The organism is Mucilaginibacter panaciglaebae, from assembly GCF_039539265.1.
Lineage (GTDB): Bacteria > Bacteroidota > Bacteroidia > Sphingobacteriales > Sphingobacteriaceae > Mucilaginibacter > Mucilaginibacter panaciglaebae.
In genome coordinates this window covers 230,828-255,991 of record NZ_BAABCV010000006.1, presented here as the reverse complement: position 1 = coordinate 255,991, position 25,164 = coordinate 230,828, and the positions used below count along the sequence as shown (strand labels likewise).

16 protein-coding genes are annotated in these 25,164 nt (G+C 39.0%); 1 reads left to right on the top strand and 15 read right to left on the bottom strand.

What is annotated here, in order from left to right; genetic code table 11:
• Nucleotide 1 precedes the first annotated feature (1 nt).
• Nucleotides 2-1,081, top strand: coding sequence for a GumC domain-containing protein (locus tag ABD772_RS10390; protein ID WP_345103636.1), 1,080 nt, complete (start codon nt 2-4; stop codon nt 1,079-1,081).
• A gap of 66 nt (nt 1,082-1,147) precedes the next feature.
• On the opposite strand, the gene ABD772_RS10385 is transcribed toward ABD772_RS10390, so the two are convergent.
• From ABD772_RS10385 to rplA, 15 genes are all read right to left on the bottom strand, one after another.
• Nucleotides 1,148-2,836 carry a capsule assembly Wzi family protein gene (locus ABD772_RS10385; protein ID WP_345103633.1) on the bottom strand — a complete coding sequence of 563 codons (1,689 nt, stop codon included), beginning with the start codon at nt 2,834-2,836 and terminating at the stop codon, nt 1,148-1,150.
• 10 nt (nt 2,837-2,846) lie between these two features.
• Nucleotides 2,847-4,529 carry a capsule assembly Wzi family protein gene (locus tag ABD772_RS10380; protein WP_345103631.1) on the bottom strand — a complete coding sequence of 561 codons (1,683 nt, stop codon included), beginning with the start codon at nt 4,527-4,529 and terminating at the stop codon, nt 2,847-2,849.
• Nucleotides 4,526-5,188, bottom strand: a complete 663-nt coding sequence (locus ABD772_RS10375; protein ID WP_345103629.1) for a hypothetical protein — start codon at nt 5,186-5,188, stop codon at nt 4,526-4,528. Before ABD772_RS10375 ends, ABD772_RS10380 begins: the two co-directional genes overlap by 4 nt.
• 52 nt (nt 5,189-5,240) lie before the next feature.
• Entirely contained in the window at nt 5,241-7,202 is a 1,962-nt protein-coding gene (locus tag ABD772_RS10370; RefSeq protein WP_345103627.1) for a polysaccharide biosynthesis protein, read from the bottom strand.
• Nucleotides 7,203-7,411: 209 nt separating this feature from the next.
• The gene (locus ABD772_RS10365) at nt 7,412-8,380 is read right to left on the bottom strand and encodes an MraY family glycosyltransferase (RefSeq protein ID WP_345103624.1); all 969 of its coding nucleotides are present in this window, start codon (nt 8,378-8,380) and stop codon (nt 7,412-7,414) included.
• A gap of 240 nt (nt 8,381-8,620) precedes the next feature.
• Nucleotides 8,621-11,125 (bottom strand): SLBB domain-containing protein, encoded by a 2,505-nt coding sequence (locus ABD772_RS10360; protein ID WP_345103621.1) that lies wholly within the window; start codon nt 11,123-11,125, stop codon nt 8,621-8,623.
• A gap of 189 nt (nt 11,126-11,314) precedes the next feature.
• Entirely contained in the window at nt 11,315-12,247 is a 933-nt protein-coding gene (fcl, locus tag ABD772_RS10355; protein ID WP_345103619.1) for a GDP-L-fucose synthase, read from the bottom strand.
• 22 nt (nt 12,248-12,269) lie between these two features.
• Nucleotides 12,270-13,607 carry an undecaprenyl-phosphate glucose phosphotransferase gene (locus tag ABD772_RS10350; RefSeq protein ID WP_345103617.1) on the bottom strand — a complete coding sequence of 446 codons (1,338 nt, stop codon included), beginning with the start codon at nt 13,605-13,607 and terminating at the stop codon, nt 12,270-12,272.
• Between the two features lie 53 nt (nt 13,608-13,660).
• Nucleotides 13,661-14,638: a bifunctional heptose 7-phosphate kinase/heptose 1-phosphate adenyltransferase gene (locus tag ABD772_RS10345; protein WP_345103615.1), complete on the bottom strand. Its 978-nt coding sequence runs from the start codon at nt 14,636-14,638 to the stop codon at nt 13,661-13,663.
• A gap of 44 nt (nt 14,639-14,682) precedes the next feature.
• Nucleotides 14,683-14,994, bottom strand: coding sequence for a DUF3467 domain-containing protein (locus ABD772_RS10340; protein ID WP_345103612.1), 312 nt, complete (start codon nt 14,992-14,994; stop codon nt 14,683-14,685).
• Nucleotides 14,995-15,061: 67 nt separating this feature from the next.
• Nucleotides 15,062-19,351, bottom strand: coding sequence for a DNA-directed RNA polymerase subunit beta' (gene rpoC, locus ABD772_RS10335; RefSeq protein ID WP_345103608.1), 4,290 nt, complete (start codon nt 19,349-19,351; stop codon nt 15,062-15,064).
• A 108-nt stretch (nt 19,352-19,459) separates the two neighbouring features.
• Nucleotides 19,460-23,263, bottom strand: a complete 3,804-nt coding sequence (gene rpoB, locus ABD772_RS10330) for a DNA-directed RNA polymerase subunit beta (protein ID WP_345103606.1) — start codon at nt 23,261-23,263, stop codon at nt 19,460-19,462.
• Nucleotides 23,264-23,482: 219 nt separating this feature from the next.
• Nucleotides 23,483-23,866 carry a 50S ribosomal protein L7/L12 gene (rplL, locus tag ABD772_RS10325; RefSeq protein ID WP_345103604.1) on the bottom strand — a complete coding sequence of 128 codons (384 nt, stop codon included), beginning with the start codon at nt 23,864-23,866 and terminating at the stop codon, nt 23,483-23,485.
• 58 nt (nt 23,867-23,924) lie between these two features.
• Nucleotides 23,925-24,443, bottom strand: coding sequence for a 50S ribosomal protein L10 (rplJ, locus tag ABD772_RS10320; RefSeq protein WP_345103601.1), 519 nt, complete (start codon nt 24,441-24,443; stop codon nt 23,925-23,927).
• 2 nt (nt 24,444-24,445) lie between these two features.
• Nucleotides 24,446-25,144: a 50S ribosomal protein L1 gene (rplA, locus tag ABD772_RS10315; protein ID WP_345103598.1), complete on the bottom strand. Its 699-nt coding sequence runs from the start codon at nt 25,142-25,144 to the stop codon at nt 24,446-24,448.
• Between the last annotated feature and the right edge of the window lie 20 nt (nt 25,145-25,164).

The window sequence follows — 25,164 nt, the reverse complement described above, 5'->3', positions numbered from 1 at the left end:
CATGAACCAGCAAAACACTCCATACCCTTACGAGCCTGAATTCTCGCTTAAAAGACTTTTAACTCAACGGGTTGGCGACTTAAAATATATATTAGGATTTAAGAAAGGCCTGGCAATAACTTTGGTTATTGGCGTTCTGGCAGGTGCATTTGCTGCATGGTATAAATCGCCTACTTATACTGCCCGGTTAACTTTTGTTGTTGATGATTCAAAATCACTGGGTGGTGGTGGCGGCTTATCGGCTCTTGCCGGGTTAGCCGGATTAGACCTGAATAGTTTGGGTGGTGCAAGTGGCGTATTAGCCGGCGATAATGTTGAAGAACTTATAAAAAGCCGCAAACTGATGCAACAAACTTTGCTCACTGCCTATGATAGCACGCAAACGCTTGCAGACAGATATGCCGCAGCTTATAAGCTCAATAAAAAATGGCTTAAATACAGCCCCGACGGTAAGATTATCAAATTCTCTTTAAATGGTATAAATGCAACCCGCCTGCAGGATAGTTTGTTGCATGAAATGGTAGAACTGATACTGGATAACGACTTTGGTATTACCAAGACAGATAAGAAATTAAGTTTTTTTGAAGTAAATACTACCATGAAAGACGAAAGGCTGGCACAACTGTTTTGCAGAAGAATGATAGATCAGTCTACCAATTTCTTTATCTCCACCAAAACCCAAAGGCTGAGAAACAATGTAGAAAGGCTTCAGCATATTGCAGATAGCGTTGGACGCATTCTTAACCGCAAAACTTACGCATCGGCAGCAGCCGATCAAAATGTCATTGATTTAAACCCGGCATACTCCGAAGCAAATGCTGATATTGAAGTAAAGCAGCGCGACAAAACATTGCTGTCGTCTGTTTATACTGAGACTGTTAAAAATCTCGAAGCGAGCAAGACCATGCTTGCACAAGAAACACCAACAGTGCAAATAGTAGATGAACCTGAGTTGCCATTAAAGAAAAATAGATTTAAATATTCTATAGCTATCCCCACCGGCATATTAATAACAGAGCTCTTGTTTTGTTCTTATCTTTTAATTAAACGGAAAGACTCAGAACTTGAACATACACTCTAACGCGTATAATACATAGCATTATTAAACTATAAATTGTGATAACCGCACGATGGTTGCCTCAGCTAGTTAAAACCTGTAAGTAATGCCTAGTTCGCCATGAAAATTCAAAACGGTATTATGAGGAATATAATATTGATCTGCTGTATAGTCTTTTAATATCCACTCATAATTTAATGATTTAATTTGTTCCAATTTAACATTAAACAAGAAATTCTTATAGTCCCACTCGCCTTTTAGCGATAAACCAAAGTCTACCCATTTTCGACTATTGTTATTAATACCAGGGAAATATTCCTCGGAAAAGTCAACAGCATGCTCATATCTGTCGAATTGGAATCCTATCTTTTTCAATCCTGAAACCCAACTCATCTCTACTGATTGAAGGTTACCACCCGAGCCGGTGCCGGCACCAAGCATTTGTCCCATATTAGTTTGCCCGTGTTTTACCTGAGAATGCGTATACCATCCTCCTGCTGACCTTACTATTCGATCTATAGACTGAGAAAGCTGCGTAATTTCGCTGCCAAATAAAATGCCTTGATTTTTATTTCCTGCAATTGGAACCAACTTTCTAAACCCGGCAATATAGGCTCTTGAATGCTGAGGTGCTCCGATAAAATCATTCAAATTGTATGCATTGTCATTCAACCCATATTCAAAATAAACCTCGGCTGCTGCCTTTGTAAACAACCAACGCGCATAAATTGAAGTCAACTGATCTCGCGGAAAAGGGTCGCCAGTACCCGAGTCAAGTCCGCTTGTACTAACTTTTGAGTATGCGGTAAAGAAAGGCACATAACCTTTAAAGCCGCTAACATCTTTTTCATACGCGTCAAAAGTTCTGGTTAAGCCAAGCGTCAGTCCAGGTATCCATTTAGGATGATAGTTAATATTAAATCCGGTGTAGTATCGCCAATCGCTATTTTTAGGCTGATAGCCGATAGTCCCATCCATCAAAGGTGGAAAACCCGAACCTTCAAGGCGGCTTGCTATTATTTGTGCTTCAAAATGGCCAATATAAATATTTATCGGATGCGATGTATTAACTGTGATATGCTTAAAACCAGGCGCACTGTTGCTGATTATTAAAGCGTTTTGGATCCCGGGCCCCCACCATAGGCTTTCGTTTGAAACGCCGGCTTCAACCGGACCGAACGTTAACTTGATGTTACTTTGTCCCCAAAACCACTTATGGTAGGGGTTATTTCCAAACCTCTCAGGTGCATCAATATCATTAAAGTATGAATTATATGAACCTATTTCCGATGCAGATCTGCCGACTGAAGCAAAACCCTCGAAAGGTAAATTAGCCGCATACACATACTCTGGACGCAATTGAATACTTAAAGGGCCTATTTTAAAATAAACCCCGCCACTAACCATAGTTTGATAACCTTTGGCAGGAATCATTGCTTCATCATTCCAACCGTATGGATGATGAGCGTTAAATTGCTGTTGCCACGTTAATGGCAATATTTGAAAAAGACCATGGCCATTTGCAAAAATAGTTTGAGTACCAGAATTACCGCGACTGCTTTTTAGTATGCTGTCCGGGTCAAAAACATCAGCAACATCTAAATTTTCTCTATTCAGCGGACGTATGGTGAAAGAAAGATTGGAGTCGATCTTACCTATCAATTGACCGCGCCTATAGTAATCATCCAATATTGGTGTGCCTACAGGTACTGATTGCGCAAAAGCTTTAAAACAACTAACGATATATATTACTCCGACTAAAAAAAATATCCTTTTCATGGCTTTCGAGTTAAAACCTGTAAGTAAAGCCAGCCTGAAGCTGCAGGTTAAATTGATGAAGTTGATGAGAGAAGGTGATATCATCGCCATTTTGGGTTACCGCCCATTGATAGTCATTTGATTGAATTCCTTGTATTTTAGCGTTAAAAATAAAATCCTTGTAATTCCACTCGCCAGTAAGCCCGAAACTCAAATCAACCCAATGCTGTGAGTAATTTTTACTATCATAAAAGGCATAATAATAAAAGTCATCATCATGAACATACCTCTCAATTTGCAGACCCAATCTTTTTAGCCCTTTTACCCAACTGATATCAAGCGATTGTAAATTGCCGCCAGGGCCAATACCCGCACCCAGCATTTGTCCGAAATTTGTATAACCTTGTCTTATACCACGGCTGACATACCATTCTAAACCTTGAGTAACAGAGGTTGCAGATGTACTGCCTAATTGAGTAACCTCTAAACCCAGCATGATATTTTGATCGGGCAGGTTTTTAAATGGTAAAAGTTTTCTAAGTCCAAAAGTATACGCTCTTGAATTATTAGGTCTCAACATTGATTGGTATAAGTCATCAAAATTATTGTAGTGCCCATATTCAAAATAAATTTCTGCATGCTCCTGCAACCATATCCAGCGTGCAAACATTGAGCTTAACTGATCTTGGGTATTAATTTGATTATCGGGTGCAGTTGTAGATTTAACCGATGAAAAGATTGGCAGATAGCTTTTTATCCCCGACAGGCTTTTTCCATATATTTGGGCGCTTTGATCATATCCTAAAAACAAACCGGGCACCCATTTAGGTTGCCAGGTTATTATAATTCCTGATAGATAACGCCAATTATTGGGTTTGGGCACATAAAGATTAGTGCCAAAAAAACTGTGGTCTGGCTCAAGAGGGGCAAAATTGGAGTTGCTTAACCGGCCAGCTATCAATTGTCCTTCGAATGAGCCGATAGACGTTTTAAGCGGACCTGACGTATTTAAGGTTAAATGAGGGAAGCCCGGAGCGCTGTTGCTCATTAATAATGAATTCCTGATACCCGGCCCCCACCATAAATTTTCTGTTGATAACCCAAATGACCAGGCTTTGAAATTTAACCTAATACTGCTTTGCCCCCAGAAAGCCTGGGCATAGCTATTGCTGCCAAATCTTACAGGCAAGTCGATATTATTGTAAATGTCATAATACCGGGCAAAAAGAACGTCATATTGATTTTTATTGAACGTTTCAAAATAGGTATTTTCAGCGGTGACTATTTCCGGTTTTAACTGAATGGTAAGCGGGCCTAATTGTGCAAATGCGCCAAAGCTCAACATTGTTTGAAATCCCTTGGCGGGAATCATTGGGCCATCATTCCAACCGTATGGATGATGTGAATTAAACCGGGTTTGAATAGTTATAGGTAGCGGAGCTACTATTATTCGGCCTGATTTAGTATACTCACTTACTCCTGCCCAATTATATTTACCTAAACTGGTATCTGATTTAATGTGCTGACTTTCAAAAAAAGACGGATATAAAGGCCTTATGGTAAATGATACTGTTGTGTCAACTTTACTTTGTAGCTGCGCCCGCCTGAAATAGTCTTCCGTCGCGGTGCTTCCAACGCCTAATGACTGTGCAATAGCTTGGGTTGCGACGCTCCAACTCAATAAGCCTAGTAATAAAAACCTGACAATTTTCATAAAGTAATGGCTTTGATATTAATATTATCAACCGACCAGCTTTCGTCGCACTTTGGATCAGTTGAATTAGTTTGAACTAACTTATCAAGGCATTGGAGTGTCAAAATATTATTACTATGAGTGAAAGTTTTAGTTATTTTATATTCCGTTGTACCTCCGGGCCCAGCATTATGACAAACACCGGGTAAATCAGTTCTATAAGCGCCTGTTTTGGGGTTGTTATAGCTATTGGGATAATTAAAAGGATATGACTGTGGTGAGCAAAAGTTGCCGGGCGCACAATCTAAATTTGAAAATGTTGTATTAATGTATGTATTTCCGTTAACCACCATCTGCCAGATATCTGGTCCATCAGGCGCTTGTTTATTACCCTCCCAACTATCGTGAATAAATAAATCAAAACTAATAGTAATCAAATCGTGTTTGGGCAAATTGGCTAGGGTTATAGTAAAGCCACTGTTATTATATTGCCCCAGCACTAATGAGCCATTGTATAGCGAAATAACACCATTATCAATATTTGTTAAGTTGTTACTATCAAAACTATTGGTGTAAACCACGGTTTCTTTACTAAGCTTATCTTTACAGGAGGAAAGTAATATTAATAATGCAAAAAAAAATATTTTGCTAATGGACAATTCAAAATATTTATAAGTCATTATAGTAAAGTAAAAGTGGGAAGCGCGTGCTTGTAAAATTATTAAGCTATACTTAATTGGTTAAAATAGATTTTATCAAATCAAGTTCCTCAAAAACGGAGTTATTACTTTTGAATTCAAGAACAAGTTGTTTCATTATTTTTACAACCTGCAGGTTATCATTATTCCTGGCATGCTTTATCAGATCATGTATTTGAATCTCAACTTCTTCAAACAAGTACTCTCTTGTTTTACCAATCATGATTTTTTCATGATGTGTTGGCATGGTATTTTCATTATCATTCAGTAATTCTTCAAACAATTTTTCGCCGGGACGCAAGCCTGTGAATTCAATTTTTACATCCTGATTGGGAATCAAACCAGCAAGGCGAATCATTCTTTTTGCTAAATCTATAATTTTCACAGACTTACCCATATCAAATATATAAATCTCCCCGCCTTTACCCATACAGCCTGCTTCAAGTACCAGTCTGCAAGCTTCAGGTATGGTCATAAAATAACGGGTTATTTCAGGATGTGTTACTGTAATGGGCCCACCTTTTTCTATCTGCTGTTTAAATCTAGGAATGACAGATCCATTCGAGCCTAAGACGTTACCAAAACGGGTTGTAATAAAGCGCGTATTTGATCGGATATCATTAAAATAGCTAAGGCCATTTTTAAAAATAAACTCTTTATTTTCTATTGATTTGTTTAATGACTGTACATAGATCTCCGCAATACGTTTTGATGCACCCATTACGTTAGTAGGATTAACGGCTTTGTCAGTGGAGATCATTACAAACTTCTGAACCCCATACTTTACCGAAAGATCAGCAATTAATTTGGTGCCGTAAACGTTAGTTTTTACCGCTTCTGACGCATTATCTTCCATTAAAGGCACATGCTTGTAGGCAGCAGCATGGTATACATAGTGAGGTTTATAGGTCTCAAACAAATAGGCCATTCTACGCTCATCTTTTACATCGCCAATAAACGAATGAAAATTAGCTTCAGTATGCATTTCGTCTACTTCCAAATATAGGTGGTGCAAAGCAGTTTCAGACTGATCGCACATGATGATAAGACCTGTATCAAATTTTAATAGCTGCCTAACGATCTCACTTCCTATTGATCCTGCCGCACCAGTAATTAAAATCCTTTTACCTTCTAATTCTTTCTGAATATTTTTGATGTCAATTTCAATACTCTTTCTGTTTAGCAGATCTTCAATATTTATTTTTTGAATTTGTGTGGGCTGGAGTTTTCCACTTGGCCATTCATTATGTGACGGTATACTCAATACCCTTGTGTCATTTTCGAGACATAGATCAACAATCTTGTTTTTACGTTCAATTGGCATAGAGTAGCACGCAAATATAATTTCGTCCAGCTCTTTTTTCCGAATTAGATCCGGGAGGTCTTTGGCATCTAATATCTCGATACCATCAATGGTTTTTCCAACTTTACGTTGATCGTCATCCACAAAAGCAACTATCCTTTTATTTACTTTATAGTCGTTATCAAATGTTCTTTTTGCTGCAACGCCCGATTGGCCCGCGCCATAAATGATTATTCTTTTTCTATCAAGTTTTAGATTTTTAATATAAAGAAAAAAATATTTAACTAAGATTCTGTAAGTAATCATTAACAGAAAACAGATTAAACAGCTTACAACTAAAAGACTGTTAGAAATTAAAACATTTTTGTAAAATACTATAGAAACAGAATTGATCAAAAAGAAGGTACTGTTACATATTAACACAGATGCTAATATCCTGAACGAGTCTTGAGCGCCGGTGTATCTTATAATACCTGAGTAGGTTTTTAGTGTAAAAAAAACTATAGCACTAACAACGGTTAGCAACAACACATTACGGCTAAACTCTACATGATTTAAGTTTGAAAGATCAAAATTATATCTGATAAGATATGCAGCTGTTAATGACAACAAACTAATTCCCAGATCAAGCGAAAAAACTATCCAGCGGGGTAAAATGTTTATCTGATTAAATAAACTGGCAGAAGAATTCATATAGGTAGTATTATTAAGCTACAGTTATTTTAAACTATCTTATTTTTACTATATCAATTAAACCTTCACTTTACCCACCTTGCAGATTATTTAATTGAGTGTACAAATTTATAAGTTAATTGCAATAAAATCATTATTGGTTAACATATTTTAAATAAATCTACGCTAAAAGTCAGTAAAAATATTAAACAGTATTTTATTGGTAATTATTATTTAACATCTATAAGGTGGCCATATCCTTCAAAATAAATACGAATTGCTATAAAAATCAATGCAGATGAAATCAAAGAAATAATCAGGGCTGCAACAGATAACGGCAAACAAATTACCAGTACTATATTAACTAATAATTGCGTCAGCGTATAAATTGTTGCTACTAATAAATGCGGAATATTGCGTTTATTGGCCAAAAACTGATAAAAGTGTGTTCTGTGCGCTTCAAAAATATTTTCTTTTCTTATTGTTCTAAATGCAATTGTTATTACAGTATCTAAACCATAAATTAACATTAGTAACAAATAATTGATGTTAGTTGTTTTTAGCATAAGTTGCAAAACAAAAAAAACAATAATAAAAGCCAAGCTAACACTGCCAACATCGCCCGCAAAGCATTTGGCTCGGGTTCTAAAATTGAAAAAGTTAAATACCAGTAAAGACAACAAGGCTAATATTATATATCTGAAATCTGTAAATGACACTACAAAACTGTTAATATAATATAGGGTTAATATAGTAACCAATCCGAAACCACCTGTTATACCATTAATACCGTCCATGAAATTAATAGCGTTGATAGAGCCAATGGTGAATACAAAAGCTAACAGAATTAAAGAGATTGGCAGACTGTACATATTTAGCTGCAAGAACAGTAATGCGACTGCAAGTAAATGAAAGATTATGCGAATACGGTTATTAATAGTTTTAATATCATCTATGAAACTTATCAAACTTATTAAAAATAAGCCCGTTAAAAAATAGGCGTAATGCAATCCGGTATAAAAGCAACCTATTAATACAGCCAAACTAAATATTATACCGCCCCCGCGGATAGTGATGCGTGTATGAGAACTGCGATAGTTAGGTTTATCAATAATATTATATTTATTAGCTATTTTGAAATAAAATAGCTCAATAATAATTAATAAAATAAAAAAAACTAAAATAATAAAAATATTCATAGATTGTATACATACGTCACAAAGACAGCTTACCAATTTAACTCATCTAATTTTCCCACTTACAATCTTTTTACGATAGGAGCAACATGCGTTAAGTTCGCATTAATAATACACTATGGTTTCTTAACAGCATGTGCAGCATAGACCGCGTATTTTTGATATGATATCTTTCAAAATGAACTTTTGATGGTTATTTGTTAATAATCCATCTGGCTAATCAACTTCGGTAACTGCTGTTATTTATTTTTTCAAACTTAATATGCCCAATATGATAGCCCCTAATGAAGCTAAACCTGTAGTATAAGCTAATATATCCTGAACAGCATTTCCTTTTGGCTCAGGTTTTTTAGGCACATATATCTCACTACCGGGTTTCACTTTTGGATGGCTGTTAAAGAATAAGAATTTAGTTGTGCCCTTAACAGTACCATTCGGATAAACCACATAAGCGCCCCGTTTTAAAGCGCTGGGTGAAAAACCACCAGCGTTTAATACATAACCTCTGAAGCTTTTCCCTTTGCTGTAAACAATTGCACTCGGGTATAATACCTCGCCGTTTACCCTGACTGTTTGTTGCTCTTTTGGTATACGCAGTAAATCACCATTCTCCAGGATCAGGTCATCACCACTACCTGGGTGGGCTAAAATCTTTTTAAGGTCAATACCAACATAATTATTCCTGAATTGCGACGTATCTAAAGAATTATTTAATGTGTCTTTATAACTACGTTGTAATCTTCTTAAACGTTCAGTACGCTCTCTTCTTAAAGTAAGTGTATCAAGTTTGGTTTTATCAACCCCTAACACAGCCGCATTGTCTCTTTTTAAACTCCCTCCTTCTATATCTGCCGATTGTGTCAAGCCCCCTGCTCGTCTGACAAGGTCAGATATTTTTTCATTTTTTTCCTCGATTGTATAATATCCGGGAAATATTACCTCTCCCTCAACCCTTACCACCTTTTGAGTTTCATATCCCGGCAAACTATAGACAGAAACTATATCGAACGGTTTTAACGAAAAGTTTACATTCTCAAATTTCAGGTTGGCGTCTACATTTATGCTGAAGACCTGAGCCACTTTGGTATCCTTTTGTCCCGGATCGCTATCAAAAACCCGGCGCGATACTTCAATGCGTTTAGAACTAGCGCCTTCTGAAAAACCGCCGGCTTTGATAATAAGGTCGGCAACCTTCATGCTGTCTGCATAATCAAAATCGCCGGGCCTTCTTATCTGGCCTTTAATTGTTACCTTATATTTATCGTGCAGATCAAATACGGAAGTGATAGAAACAACGTCCTCTCGCTGCAAAATTATATCGGCAGATGAACTGGTCATTGCGTCCTGCACATTAAATGACAGTTGTTGCGTAGTGTTATCTGGATTAAGCCTCGAAATACTTCCACGGCCGGTAAACGCATCTTCTTTTAAACCACCCGCATTCTTAATTAATTGTGAAACGGTTAGCCCCTGTTGTAACTCAAACTCACCCGGTCTGAAAACCGCTCCTGTAATCACAACACGGTTTTCAAATCGATTAAGTATACGGTCTACCGTATAAACATCGCCGCGTCGCGGACTGTATGTTGCATAATCCTTTTCAAAAATATCCGCTATACGACGTTGCCTGTCGCTGGTTTGAATGATCTTTACACGTGCAGTATAAGCCTGATCCGTAAATCCGCCAGCATAATCAATTATATCTTGCAGTTTTTCGTTGGGTAATGGCTCAAAAATGGCTGGCACCTTCACCTCGCCACGCAACTCGACATGCATAGTATAAGGCGGCACGTGTATCTCGTCCTGATCGTGTAATACTATATCATCTTTGTGGTTGCCATGCACCAGATAATCATATAAATCCAATTTTCTGATAACCTTATTGTCCCTTATAATTTCAATTTTACGGAACGAACCAATATCACTTGGGCCCCCGGCGGCATAAAGTGCTTCGAACGCTGTTGATAGCGACGATAAGGTATAAGTACCAGGTCTTACCAACTCACCTTGTACGCGTATACTGATGCTCCTGATATCTCCTAAACTTACTTGCACGTTGGTACCATTGCCAACGGCATACCTGTTCGCAGCCAAACGATTTTTTATTAATGCGGTTGCGTGTTCAATGGTTTTACCGGCAACATTAAGTATACCAACGCCGGGTATGTTGATATTACCTTCAGGCGAAACCGTAAGTGCCCAGTTAGCTATCGAATTACCATATACATTTATTATAAGCTTATCACCTGGTCCAACAATATAATTTATTGGTGTCGCCAGTTTCAGATTTGGCTGAAATGTGTTCGCCCTCGCATTTCTGAATAAACTTGCACCAAATATTTTAGGCTGCAGATCTCTAAAAATATCAATTCTGTTTTGACGGGTAAGCGTATCGCCTGACTGAGCGTTATTTTGTTGTCGTCGCTGACCATTACTGGCTAACGAATCTGACGCATCCCCATAATTTGCTGTATTGCCGTCTTTTTTTCTAATCTCATTGATCCTGGCTTGTAAACGCTGAGCCTCAGCAGGCGGCATATTACGGCTTTCTGCTATTTGGATTAACTGACCGTCTGTAATACCTTGCGATTGGGAATTTTGCAACAATTGCCTGATTTGTTCATCAGAATAACTGTCGACATTAAGATTCGATAAGTTTTGAGGTAGTGTTTGGGCTGTAGCGGGACTATGTGTAAAAAAGCACACCATAACTCCCAACAATGCCAAACATATTTTTAATTTATTCATTGTTCATTGTAAAGCACTAATTCAATAAATCTGCGTGTTTTATTGAATCATTTAACAAGTGCAATAATAAGCAAATTAAATTATTCAAGCCTGACTAAAAAGTCATTATTGAACTTAATTAGCCATTGCAAATTAACACACAGGACAAATAAGACAATCTAATTTACCCGAATATTATTTTCGGTATTACTAAAATAATATTTTTTCTAAAAAGTCCTGATAGGCCAGTTGTATACCTTCTTCCAACTCAATAGTGTGTTTCCACCCCTGGCTATGTAACTTACTAACATCCATTAATTTACGTGGAGTTCCGTCAGGTTTCGAAGTATCAAATTCAATTGAGCCTTCATAGCCTACAGTCTTTTTAACTATTAAAGCCAAATCATTTATTGACAAATCTTCGCCTGTACCAATATTTACCAAACCAGGTTCGTTATAATTCTGCATCAGGTAATAGCATGCCGCAGCTAAGTCATCGGCAAATAAAAATTCGCGCTTAGGCGTACCGCTGCCCCAAATAGTAACAGTTGGTCTATTTTGTTCCTTAGCTTCGTGGAACCTTCTGATTAAAGCCGGTAACACATGCGAATTTTGCGGATGATAATTATCATTATAACCATATAAATTAGTAGGCATTACAGAGATGTAGTTGCAACCATATTGTGCACGGTAAGCGTCGCACAATTTGATACCGGCTATTTTTGCAATAGCATAAGGTTCGTTAGTCTCTTCAAGCGGGCCAGTTAGCAAATATTCTTCTTTAAGTGGCTGCGGCGCCATCTTAGGGTATATGCAGCTTGATCCCAAAAACATCAATTTAGTAACACCATTTATGTACGATGAATGTATTACGTTATTTTGTATCTGAAGGTTATCATATAAAAATTCGGCGCGATAGGTATTATTAGCTACAATACCGCCAACCTTCGCAGCAGCCAGAAAAACATAATCGGGTTTCTCTTTCGAAAAAAAATCGGCAACTTGTTGTTGATTTCGCAAGTCTAGTTCCGCGGATGTGCGAGTAATTAAATTTGTAAACCCTTCTTTTTCAAGCTTCCTATAAATAGCCGAACCAACCATTCCGCGATGCCCTGCAATATATATTTTCGAATTCTTATTCATTATTATGATATTTATATTTTAATTAAAATGCATTTTCTTCACCTTTTATCACGTTCCAAAAAGTAAGGAATATAATCTTGAGATCTAATAAAAACGACCAGTTTTCCAGGTACCAAACGTCTGCTTCTACCCTCTGCAACATATCTTCAGTGGTCTTGGTTTCACCTCTAAAACCATTTATTTGCGCCCAACCAGTGATGCCAGGTTTTAAAAAGTGACGAACCATAAACTGATCTATCACTTGAGAATATCGTTCGGTGTGACTAACCATATGCGGCCTCGGACCTACCACAGACATATTGCCTATGAGTACGTTAAAAAATTGTGGAAATTCGTCTAAACTTGTCTTTCGGATAAAGGCACCGATCGGCGTTATTCTGGAATCTGACCGCGTAGCTTGCTTACTATCAGAATCAGCGTTAACCTGCATGCTTCTGAGCTTATAACATTTAAATGGCACATTATCTTTGCCAGAACGTATCTGCGTAAAAAACACCGGCCCTGCCGACTGTAATTTAATGATAATGGCTATTACCGGCAACAACCAACTTGTTACGAAAACAATAACAAATAGCGAAAAAACAATATCAAACATTCGCTTTATAGAACGGTTAAGCATATTTTCTAGTGGCTCAGGCCTCACTGATATAACCGGAATATGATCATAGTTTTCTACCTGCATCAGCTTTTTTGATTTGATATATTCAGGAATGATCTTGAATCTGATCAAATGTTTATCAGCTTCAAGCATTAACTCTTCGATTTGTTTTGACTGAGAAGTTGGTAAAGCGCAAAATATCTCATGAACATTATTACTAAGGGTAAAGTTGATCACATCTGATACGCTACCTAAATATGACCCTATCTCGGCCACACGTGATGCTTTATCATCAAAGAAACCTATTACTTTGTAACCACTATGCTTATGATTCTCAAAATATTGAAAAATATCCATTGCGATGCGGCCTGAGCCTACGATTACAATAGCTCGCGAGTCCATAAGTAAATTACGGTTGCTCTTCCTTATAGCTAGGAAGACCAGTTTCCACACTCCTACCAAAAAACCAAACAACACAACAGAATAGAGCAAATATTCGCGCGTAACCAGATATGACTGTATGCCAATTACAATTATGAAAAACGATAACAGGAAGATAAAAAGCAGGTACGCCTTTAAAAAATGCCGATACGTTATTATTGAATCTTTATTCAATACACGCTCATATACGTTGGTGAGATTTGTTGATAATAACCACAACAAATTAAAAAGTAATATAATAAGTAAGTATTTATTATCGGTATGCCAGGTGGCAGGACTATCAATAAGCAAATAAGAGATAAACATGCTTAAATTAAGCATGAGATAATCAATTGTGAGATTTACGGCTTTAAAAAAAGTTGCGTACCTGTAACTCATTTTTTAACGGTATCGTCCCAATTTAAATTATTTATCTCCTGTAATGTTGCAACCGCGCTGCCAAACTTTGCTACTACAATAGCTGCTGCACTGTTCGCAAAGTCGCAAGCTTCGGCTATCGGCAGTTTATTAGCCAATGCAAAAGCTAACGCTGCAACTACAGTATCACCTGCTCCGGTTACATCATATACATCAATAGCCTTGGTCGGTTTTTTAATCAATACATTATTGCTGTACGCTGCAATCCCATCTTCTGATAAAGTAACAACCACTGTTTCGCAGTTAGTTACTTCAGCTATTTTTTTACAGGCCGCCTCCAGGCTTTCATTATCAACTATTGGTATGCCTGAGGCTAAGGCTGCTTCTTTTCGGTTAGGCTTTACCACGGTAGCTCCGCGATATTTCGACAAATCCTTATTTTTTGAGTCGACAAGCGTTATAATATTACGCTCGTTACATAAACTAATAGCATCTCCTACCAGCTTATCGCTTAAAACACCTTTACAATAATCAGATAATATCAATACATCAATATTATTAATATTTGATTTAAGAATTTCAAACAATTGATTTCCGACAACATCGTCACAGTAAAATTTATCCTCCTTGTCCAGGCGAATGAGCTGATGTTTATTTACCACCACCCTGCTTTTAACCGTAGTACGACGATTTGCATCCTTTGCTAAATAAATAAAGCCAGGAGTAATAGCATCCAACTCGGCTTCGACAACAGTGCGATAATCGTCATCTCCGGTTATGCTGATAATAGAGCCGGTGCAGCCAAAAGCGTGCAGATTTTCCAAAACATTGCCCGCCCCACCTAAAGTGTAGGTATCGCTTTTAACATCAACTATCTGTACAGGCGCCTCGGGTGATATCCTATCGCATGAACCATTGATGTAATGGTCAATCATGATATCGCCCATTACAGCAATTCTTACTTCTTTTGGATAAGGGAAGTTAAATGTTGGCATAGTGTGTTGTTAACAACGAAGATAACTATGTGTTTTATGATATATCAAGCTTGACCCATAGTTCCGCCAAAATTCATCGGAAATCCGGATGGGTCCTCTTGAGTTTTAATACGTCCGTTAGCCGCTTCATACTTTTCGATGTTATCTTCAAGCGCTGTTAAAAGTCTCTTGGCATGCTCAGGCGTAATGATAATGCGAGACTTCACTTTAGCTTTAGGAGTGCCGGGCATAACCCTGATAAAATCAAGCACAAACTCCTGGTTAGAGTGCGTAATTATAGCCAGGTTTGAGTAGACGCCTTCGGCGATCTCTTCAGAAAGTTCAATATTTAACTGGTTTTCGTTTTGTTCTTCCATAGCGTAAAAATAGCAAAAGCCTTCCGTTTTGCGGAAGGCTTTGCCTATTATTATTATTTGCTCTAAATTAAGCTTCTACCTCTTCGGCTTTTGATGCCATTAAGCGGTCAAATTCTTCCTGAGAACCTACGCGTATATTTTCGTACTCGCGTAAACCTGTTCCTGACGGAATTAAGTGGCCAACAATAACATTCTCTTTCAAGCCAAGCATAGTATCTCTCTTACCTGCAATCGCCGCCTCGTTAAGTACTTTAGTAGTTTCCTGGAACGAAGCTGCCGAAATAAACGATTTAGTACCTAATGATGCTCTGGTAATACCTTGCAACACCGGACTTGAAGTTGCAGGAATTGCATCACGCACTTCAACCAGTTTTAAATCTCTGCGTTTTAAGGTCGAATTCTCATCTCTTAGTTTTCTTAGAGAAATGATCTGACCAGCTTTCAATACAGATGAGTCGCCCGGATCGGTTACCACTTTCTTATCGAAAATTTCATCGTTCTCTAACATGAAATCCCAGCTATCAACAGCTTCTTTCTCTAAGAAACGAGTATCGCCGGCATCTTCAATCTGTACTTTTTGCATCATTTGGTGAACGATAACCTCGAAGTGTTTATCATTAATCTTCACCCCTTGTAAACGGTAAACCTCTTGGATACCATTAACCAGGTACTCTTGCACTGCGGCAGGGCCTTTAATAGCCAGAATATCGGCAGGTGATATCGAACCATCAGACAATGGCATACCGGCTTTCACAAAGTCATTATCCTGTACGAGGATGTGTTTTGAAAGTGGTACCAGGTATTTTTTAACCTGTCCATCTTTTGATTCGATGGTAATCTCGCGGTTACCACGTTTTACACCACCTAAAGTTACCACACCGTCAATCTCTGTTACTACAGCAGGGTTTGATGGATTACGTGCCTCGAATAACTCGGTTACACGTGGCAAACCACCGGTAATATCTCGCGTTTTACCTGTTGAACGAGGTATTTTAGCAATAATTTGTCCGGTTTGTAGTTTTTCCCCTTCATCAACTGCGATGTGTGCGCCTACAGGGATGTTGTATCCTTTAATTACGTTGCCTTTGTTATCAGTAACCTGGATGGCAGGGTTTTTAGTTTTATCCCTTGTATCGATAATTACCTTTTCCCGGTGACCCGTTTGCTCATCAGACTCCTCGCGGAAGGTTATACCTTCTAATACAGCCTCGAACTGAGCAATACCTGCAAATTCTGATATGATAACTGCGTTGTATGGGTCCCATGAACAGATACGGTCGCCTTTAGTGATTTTAGCGCCGTCTTTTACATATAAATAAGAACCGTAAGGGATGTTGTTGGTAACAATAACTTTATTGCTACCTTCTTCAATAATACGGAACTCGCCTGAACGGCCTAACACTACATCAACAGTACCTTCTTCAGCAGTCTCATAAGAAACCGTACGAACGTTTTCAAACTCAATGATACCATCAAACTTAGCATTGATCTGTGATTCAGCCGCAATGTTTGATGCGGTACCACCCACGTGGAAGGTACGAAGTGTTAACTGTGTACCCGGCTCACCAATTGACTGAGCAGCAATTACACCCACCGCTTCGCCTTTTTGCACGCGTTTACCGCTTGCCAGGTTACGGCCATAACACAATGCACATACACCACGCTTGCTTTCGCAAGTCAATACTGAACGTATTTCAACGCCCTCTAAAGGCGAGTTCTCGATTTTCTTAGCAACTTCTTCAGTAATATCCTGACCTGCTTCAGCTAACAGTTCGTTAGTGATTGGGTCAAACACATCATGTAATGAAGTACGGCCAAGTATCCGGTCATAAAGTGGTTCAACAATATCTTCATTGTCTTTTAATGCAGTGGTATAAATACCTCTTAAAGTACCGCAATCAACCACACCAACAATCATGTCCTGCGCTACGTCATGTAAACGACGAGTCAGGTAACCAGCATCGGCAGTTTTCAATGCAGTATCCGCCAAACCTTTACGGGCACCGTGGGTTGAGATAAAGTACTCTAATACTGACAACCCTTCTTTAAAGTTTGAAAGAATAGGGTTCTCGATAATCTCACCGCCTGAACCCGATTTTTGAGGTTTTGCCATCAAACCACGCATACCTGCCAACTGACGGATCTGCTCTTTTGAACCACGTGCACCAGAATCCAACATCATATAAACTGAGTTGAAACCCTGATTATCATTACTCAAAATATCCATCACATTCGCGGTTAAGCGGTTGTTGATACGGGTCCAGATATCAATGATCTGGTTATAACGTTCGTTGTTAGTAATGAAACCCATATTATAGTTATTCATTACCTCTTCTACTTGTTTTGAGGCTGTTTCAATAAGCGTTACTTTCTCTGCAGGGATATTGATATCCTTCAGGTTAAATGAAAGGCCACCCTGGAATGCCATTTTAAATCCTAATTCCTTAATATCATCCAGGAACTGGGCTGCACGAGCCATACCGGTAATTTTTACTACCTCACCAATGATATCACGCAGTGATTTTTTGGTTAACAGCTCGTTGATATAACCAACCTCTACAGGTACATGCTCATTAAACAACACGCGGCCAACAGTGGTATCAATTATTTTGGTCACTATTTTACCATCGCGCTCTTTAACGTCAGCTTTAACTTTAATAAATGCATGCAGGTCAAGTTTCTTCTCATTGTAAGCAATAATTACCTCTTCAGACGAGTAGAAAGTTAGTCCTTCGCCTTTTATAACTCTGGTTGCATCAGTTTTACGGCCTTTGGTAATGTAATACAAACCAAGCACCATGTCCTGAGAAGGTACAGTGATTGGCGTACCGTTAGCAGGGTTCAAAATGTTATGCGAAGCCAACATCAATACCTGGGCCTCTAATATTGCCGCATTACCCAGTGGTACGTGTACCGCCATCTGGTCACCGTCAAAGTCGGCGTTGAATGCGGTACAGGTTAAGGGGTGCAGTTGGATAGCTTTACCTTCAACCAATTTCGGCTGGAAAGCCTGGATACCCAAACGGTGCAGCGTAGGCGCACGGTTTAATAACACAGGGTGACCCTTTAATACGTTTTCCAGTATATCCCAAACAAGTGGGTCTTTACGATCGACAATTTTCTTAGCTGATTTTACGGTTTTAACCACACCCCGCTCAATCATCTTGCGGATGATAAATGGTTTGAACAGCTCGGCAGCCATATCTTTTGGTAAACCGCACTCGTGTAGTTTCAGGTTCGGGCCTACAACAATTACCGAACGGGCAGAGTAGTCAACACGTTTACCTAATAAGTTTTGACGGAAACGGCCTTGTTTTCCTTTCAGAATATCTGAAAGTGATTTCAAAGCACGGTTACCTTCAGTTTTTACTGCGTTAACTTTACGTGAGTTATCAAATAACGAGTCGACAGCTTCCTGCAACATACGTTTTTCGTTACGTAAAATTACTTCCGGTGCTTTAATCTCGATCAATCGTTTTAAACGGTTGTTACGGATAATTACACGACGGTAAAGGTCATTTAAGTCAGAAGTAGCAAAACGGCCACCTTCCAATGGTACTAACGGACGCAATTCTGGCGGGATAACCGGAACGATCTTAACGATCATCCACTCAGGGTTGTTTTCTATACGAGTTTTTGAACCACGGAAAGCCTCAACAACCTGTAAGCGTTTTAGCGCTTCATTCTTGCGTTGTTGCGAAGTTTCTGTAGCCGCCTGGTGGCGCAGGCTAAATGATAATTCGTCAAGATCAATACGTTTTAATAATTCTTCCAGAGCTTCGGCACCCATTTTGGCAACGAATTTCTGAGGGTCTTTATCGTCAAGGTATTGGTTTTCTTTCGGAAGAGTATCTAATATATCCAGGTATTCTTCTTCAGTAAGAAAATCCATTTTGTTGATTCCGTCTGATTCTTTAATACCAGGCTGGATAACTACATATCTTTCATAATATATGATCAGATCAAGTTTTTTTGTTGGCAAGCCCAGTAAGTAGCCAATTTTGTTAGGTAACGAACGGAAATACCAGATGTGAGCAACAGGCACCACAAGGTTAATATGGCCCATACGCTCACGACGTACTTTTTTCTCGGTTACTTCAACGCCGCAACGGTCGCACACGATACCTTTGTAACGTATACGTTTGTATTTACCGCAATGGCACTCGTAGTCTTTTACCGGACCAAAAATACGCTCGCAAAATAAACCATCACGTTCAGGTTTATAGGTCCTGTAGTTAATGGTTTCAGGTTTTAAAACTTCACCACTTGAACGCTCAAGAATAGCCTCCGGCGAAGCCAGGCTAATGGTGATAGTAGTAAAATTACTTTTGATTTTATTATCCTTTTTGTAAGACATAGTCTCCTTTGTTTTAATTATTGAATAACTGAATTATTGAATGACTGATTGCTCATTTATATAAGGGGTTGAATTAATCAATAATTCAACCCCTTAATAATTCAATAACTAGTCTAACGTGATATCTAAACCTAAACCTCTAAGCTCATGAACCAATACATTGAATGATTCAGGAACCGACGGCGTAGGCAGATTCTCACCTTTAACAATAGCCTCGTAAGTTTTAGCACGGCCCACAACATCATCAGACTTAACAGTCAAGATTTCTTGCAGGATGTTTGCAGCACCGAATGCTTCAAGAGCCCAAACTTCCATCTCACCAAAACGCTGACCACCAAACTGAGCTTTACCACCCAACGGTTGTTGTGTAATTAATGAGTACGGGCCAATTGAACGTGCGTGCATCTTATCGTCAACCATGTGACCCAGTTTCAGCATGTAGATAATACCTACAGTAGTTTGCTGATCAAAACGATCTCCGGTTAAGCCATTGTATAAGTAGGTACGACCTGACTCAGGTATGCCGGCTTTCTTAACCCAGCCTTCAACCTCGTCATGGCTTGCACCATCAAAGATCGGAGTAGCAAATTTAACGCCCAGCTCTTTACCGGCCCATCCTAATACAGTTTCGTAGATCTGGCCAAGGTTCATACGTGAAGGTACCCCCAGCGGGTTCAACACAATATCAACCGGAGTACCATCTTCCAGGAAAGGCATATCCTCGTCGCGTACAATACGTGCAACGATACCCTTGTTACCGTGACGGCCTGCCATTTTATCACCTACTTTAAGCTTACGCTTTTTAGCAATATAAACTTTAGCCATTTGTACGATACCTGATGGAAGCTCATCACCCACACTAATCGCAAATTTATCACGACGGTAAGCACCCAACTCTTCGTTTAACTTAATGTTGTAGTTATGAAGCAAAAGTTTGATCTGATCATTCTTATCATCATCAGTTGTCCATTTAGTTGGGTTGATGTTTTCGTAGTTAAGCTCGGTTAATATCTTCTGAGTAAACTTAACACCTTTTGGTACCAACAGCTCTTTGTAAACGTTGCTAACACCTTGCGATGTTTTACCGTTTACAATTTCAAACAACTTTTCGATCAAAGTATTCTTCAGATCTTTAAGTACTTTTTCATGTTTAATATCCAATTTTTCAATCTGTGCTTTTTCTTCTGCTTTAGTAGTTTTCTTAGCACGAGAGAACAATTTGGTATCAATTACCACACCGGCAATTGACGGCGGAGTTTTCAACGAAGCGTCTTTTACGTCGCCTGCTTTGTCACCAAATATCGCACGCAACAGTTTCTCTTCCGGCGATGGGTCCGACTCGCCTTTCGGAGTGATCTTACCAATCAGGATGTCGCCTTCTTTAACCTCGGCACCGATACGGATAATACCGTTCTCATCAAGGTCTTTAGTAGCTTCTTCTGATACGTTAGGAATATCAGGTGTCAATTCCTCTTCACCACGTTTGGTATCACGCACCTCTAATTCAAACTCTTCAACGTGGATTGAAGTAAATATATCCTGAGATACCACACGCTCAGAGATAACGATAGCATCCTCAAAGTTATAACCTTGCCAAGGCATGAACGCCACTTTAAGGTTACGGCCCAGAGCAAGCTCACCATCCTGAGTTGCGTAGCCCTCGCAAAGCACCTGTCCTTTTTCAACACGTTCGCCTTTCTTAACAATTGGTTTCAGGTTGATAGTTGTGCTTTGGTTGGTTTTCTTGAACTTGGTCAAGATATAGCTTCTTGAATCGCCTTCGAAAGAAACCAAACGGTCCATTTCATTACGATCATATTTAATTACAATCTGGTTAGCATCCACATATTCAACTATACCATTGCCTTCGGCGTTGATCAGCGTACGTGAATCTTTTGCTACACGACCTTCCAGACCGGTACCAACAATTGGCGCCTCAGGACGTAATAGCGGAACGGCCTGGCGCTGCATGTTTGAACCCATTAATGCACGGTTAGCATCATCATGCTCCAGGAATGGAATCAATGAGGCTGCTATAGATGTGATCTGGTTTGGAGCAACGTCCATCAAATCCAATCTTTCCGGCTCGATGATTGGGAAGTCACCCTCAAAACGAGCTTTTACTTTTGGCGTAGCAAACTCACCATTGTCATCATAAACCGCATTTGCCTGACCAATGGTTTTACCGTCTTCATCTTCGGCAGATAAATAGATAACCGGTTCTTGAACTTGTACCTTACCTTCAACCACCCGTTTGTACGGAGTTTCGATAAAGCCTAAGTTGTTGATTTTGGCGTGTACGCAAAGCGATGAAATCAAACCGATATTTGGACCTTCAGGAGTTTCGATGGTACATAACCTACCGTAGTGGGTATAGTGAACGTCACGAACCTCGAAGCCTGCGCGCTCACGCGACAGACCACCAGGGCCTAAGGCTGACAGACGACGCTTATGCGTAATCTCTGCCAGTGGATTGGTTTGATCCATAAACTGTGATAACTGGTTAGTTCCAAAGAACGAGTTGATCACAGATGATAGGGTACGTGCGTTGATCAGGTCGGTTGGCGTAAACACCTCGTTGTCACGGATGTTCATACGCTCACGAATGGTACGAGCCATACGTGCTAAACCAACACCAAACTGAGCATATAATTGCTCACCTACGGTACGTACACGGCGATTTGACAAGTGATCAATATCATCCACCTCAGCTTTTGAGTTGATTAATTTGATCAGGTATTTAACTATCGCAATGATATCTTGTTTAGTTAACACCTTAGTCTCTTCTGATGTATTAAGTTGTAATTTGCGATTAATGCGGTAACGACCTACATCACCCAAATCATAACGTTTGTCAGAGAAGAATAAACGATCGATGATACCACGAGCAGTTTCCTCATCAGGTGGTTCAGCGTTACGTAATTGACGGTAGATATGCTCAACCGCTTCTTTCTCTGAGTTTGAAGTATCCTTTTGTAAGGTATTATATATAATGGTGTAATCACCACTGGTAGAAGCATCTTCTTTATTTAAGATGATGGTTTTCACGCCGGCATCGATAATCATATCGATATGATCGTCTTCAAGCACGGTTTCACGCTCCAGGATAATTTCGTTACGGTCAATAGAAACTACTTCGCCGGTATCTTCATCCACAAAGTCTTCAACCCATTTCTTTAAAACTCTTGCAGCCAATTTGCGGCCGATGAACTTTTTAAGACCTGACTTGCTAACCTTAACCTCGTCAGCCAATTCAAATAACTCTAAAATGTCTTTATCAGAGTCATAACCAATGGCACGTAGCAGGGTAGTTACCGGGAATTTCTTTTTACGGTCGATATAGGCATACATTACGTTATTAACGTCTGTAGCAAACTCAATCCATGAACCTTTGAAAGGGATAACACGGGCAGAGTATAACTTAGTACCGTTAGTGTGGCGGCTTTGGCCAAAGAATACGCCCGGCGAACGGTGTAACTGCGATACAATTACACGCTCAGCACCGTTGATTACAAAAGTTCCTTTTGGGGTCATGTATGGGATAGTACCCAGGTACACATCCTGAACAATTGTTTCGAAATCTTCGTGCTCAGCATCATTACATGATAAACGAAGTTTTGCCTTCAACGGTACGCTGTAGGTTAATCCGCGCTCAATACACTCGCGTATATCGTAGCGTGGCGGATCAATAAAATAATCAAGAAACTCCAGGACGAAGATGTTTCTTGAATCTGAAATTGGAAAGTTTTCGGCAAACACTTTAAACAAGCCTTCTTTATGGCGATTGTCTGAAGTTGTTTCTAATTGAAAAAATTCCTGAAAAGATTGCAACTGCACATCCAGAAAATCCGGGTATTCAAGTACCTTTCTGCTGGTTGCAAAGTTTACTCTTTGATTTTTGTTGTTTGCCAAGGTATTTTAATTTTAGTTAACTAACTTTTGTCGACGTGAGATTTAGGTATGAGATATGAGATAATATGTTTTGAGATCATTGCCTGACCTTTGCTTAATTTGGACCCTGCAAATCTCATATCTCTTATCCGGTCTCAAATCCACTATCAAACCTTTATAAACAGCAATAGACCCCGACCAAAAACGGTCGGAGTCTGATGCTATACGTGTTGTGATTAATTACTTAACCTCAACTACTGCTCCGGCTTCTTCTAATTGAGCTTTAAGAGATTGAGCTTCTTCTTTAGATACACCTGTTTTTAATTCTTTTGGTGCACCGTCAACAAGATCTTTAGCTTCTTTCAAACCAAGACCGGTTAAGTCTTTTACTAATTTAACAACAGCTAATTTTTGACCACCTGCTTCTTTCAGGATTACATCAAATGCTGTTTGCTCAGCAGCAGCTGGAGCAGCGTCACCGCCGTCAGCAGCAGGAGCTGCAACAGCTACAGCTGCAGCAGCTGGCTCAATACCGTACTCATCTTTTAAGATCTGAGCTAATTCGTTTACTTCTTTTACTGTCAAGTTTACCAACTGTTCAGCAAATGCTTTTAAATCCGCCATTATATTATGTTTTTTACTTTAATACTTGTTTAAATAATCAAACTTTAAGGTGTTTGAATTAACCTCTTTCTTGTAATGTTTTTACTAATCCTGCTATTGTGTTTCCGCCTGATTGCAGTGCAGATACAACATTTTTCGCTGGTGATTGCAATAAGCCGATAACTTCACCGATCAATTGTTCCTTAGATTTTAATTTAATTAAGGCATCGATCTGGTTATCGCCAATAAATATTGCCGAGTCAATATAAGCTGCTTTTAAAACTGGTTTATCACCTTGTTTTCTTAACTGTTTAATCAACTTTGCCGGAGCAGTTGCTGATTTTGAGAAAAGTATAGATGATGAGCCTTTTAATACATCATATATTTCAGTGTAATCGCCATCGGCCGCTTCCATAGCTTTTTTGATCAAGCTATTTTTTGCTACCTGCATTTTGATGTCACTGTCGAAACATTTACGACGGATATCGTTAATTTTTGCAACTGTTAAATCAGAGGTATCAGTAATATAAAAATTACCGTACTCTTTCATTTGCTCAGAGAGGGCAAGAACAAGGTCGTGTTTTTCTTCTTTATTCATGATTAAATTCCCGCTACTGATTTTGTTTCTACTGTTATCCCTGGAGACATAGTTGAAGAGATATGAATGCTCTTGAAATATGTACCTTTTGCTGCTGACGGTTTCAATTTAGAGATGATCTGCAATACTTCTAATGCGTTCTCATAAATTTTTTCAGCAGGGAAAGATGATTTTCCTATTGAGGTATGAATGATACCGGTTTTATCAACCTTGAAATCGATTTTACCACCTTTTACCTCAGTTACAGCTTTACCAACTTCGGTAGTTACTGTACCTGATTTAGGGTTAGGCATTAAGTTACGCGGACCAAGCACACGGCCTAATCTACCTACTTTAGCCATTACACTTGGCATAGTGATGATAATATCAACATCAGTCCATCCACCTTCAATTTTGGCGATATAGTCATCCAAACCCACAAAATCTGCACCTGCGTCTTTAGCTTCTTGCTCCTTGTCTGGAGTACAAAGTACTAATACACGTACAGTTTTACCGGTTCCATGAGGCAATGTTGCAATACCACGTACCATTTGATTGGCTTTACGAGGGTCAACACCTAAACGCACATCTATATCAACTGATGCGTCAAATTTAGTTAAGGATAATTCCTTCACTAAAGACGCTGCATCTTGTAAGGTATACGATTTATTAGCCTCAATTTTGGAGAGCGCCACTTTTTGATTTTTTGTTAATCTAGCCACTGTCTTAAACTGATTTGTAT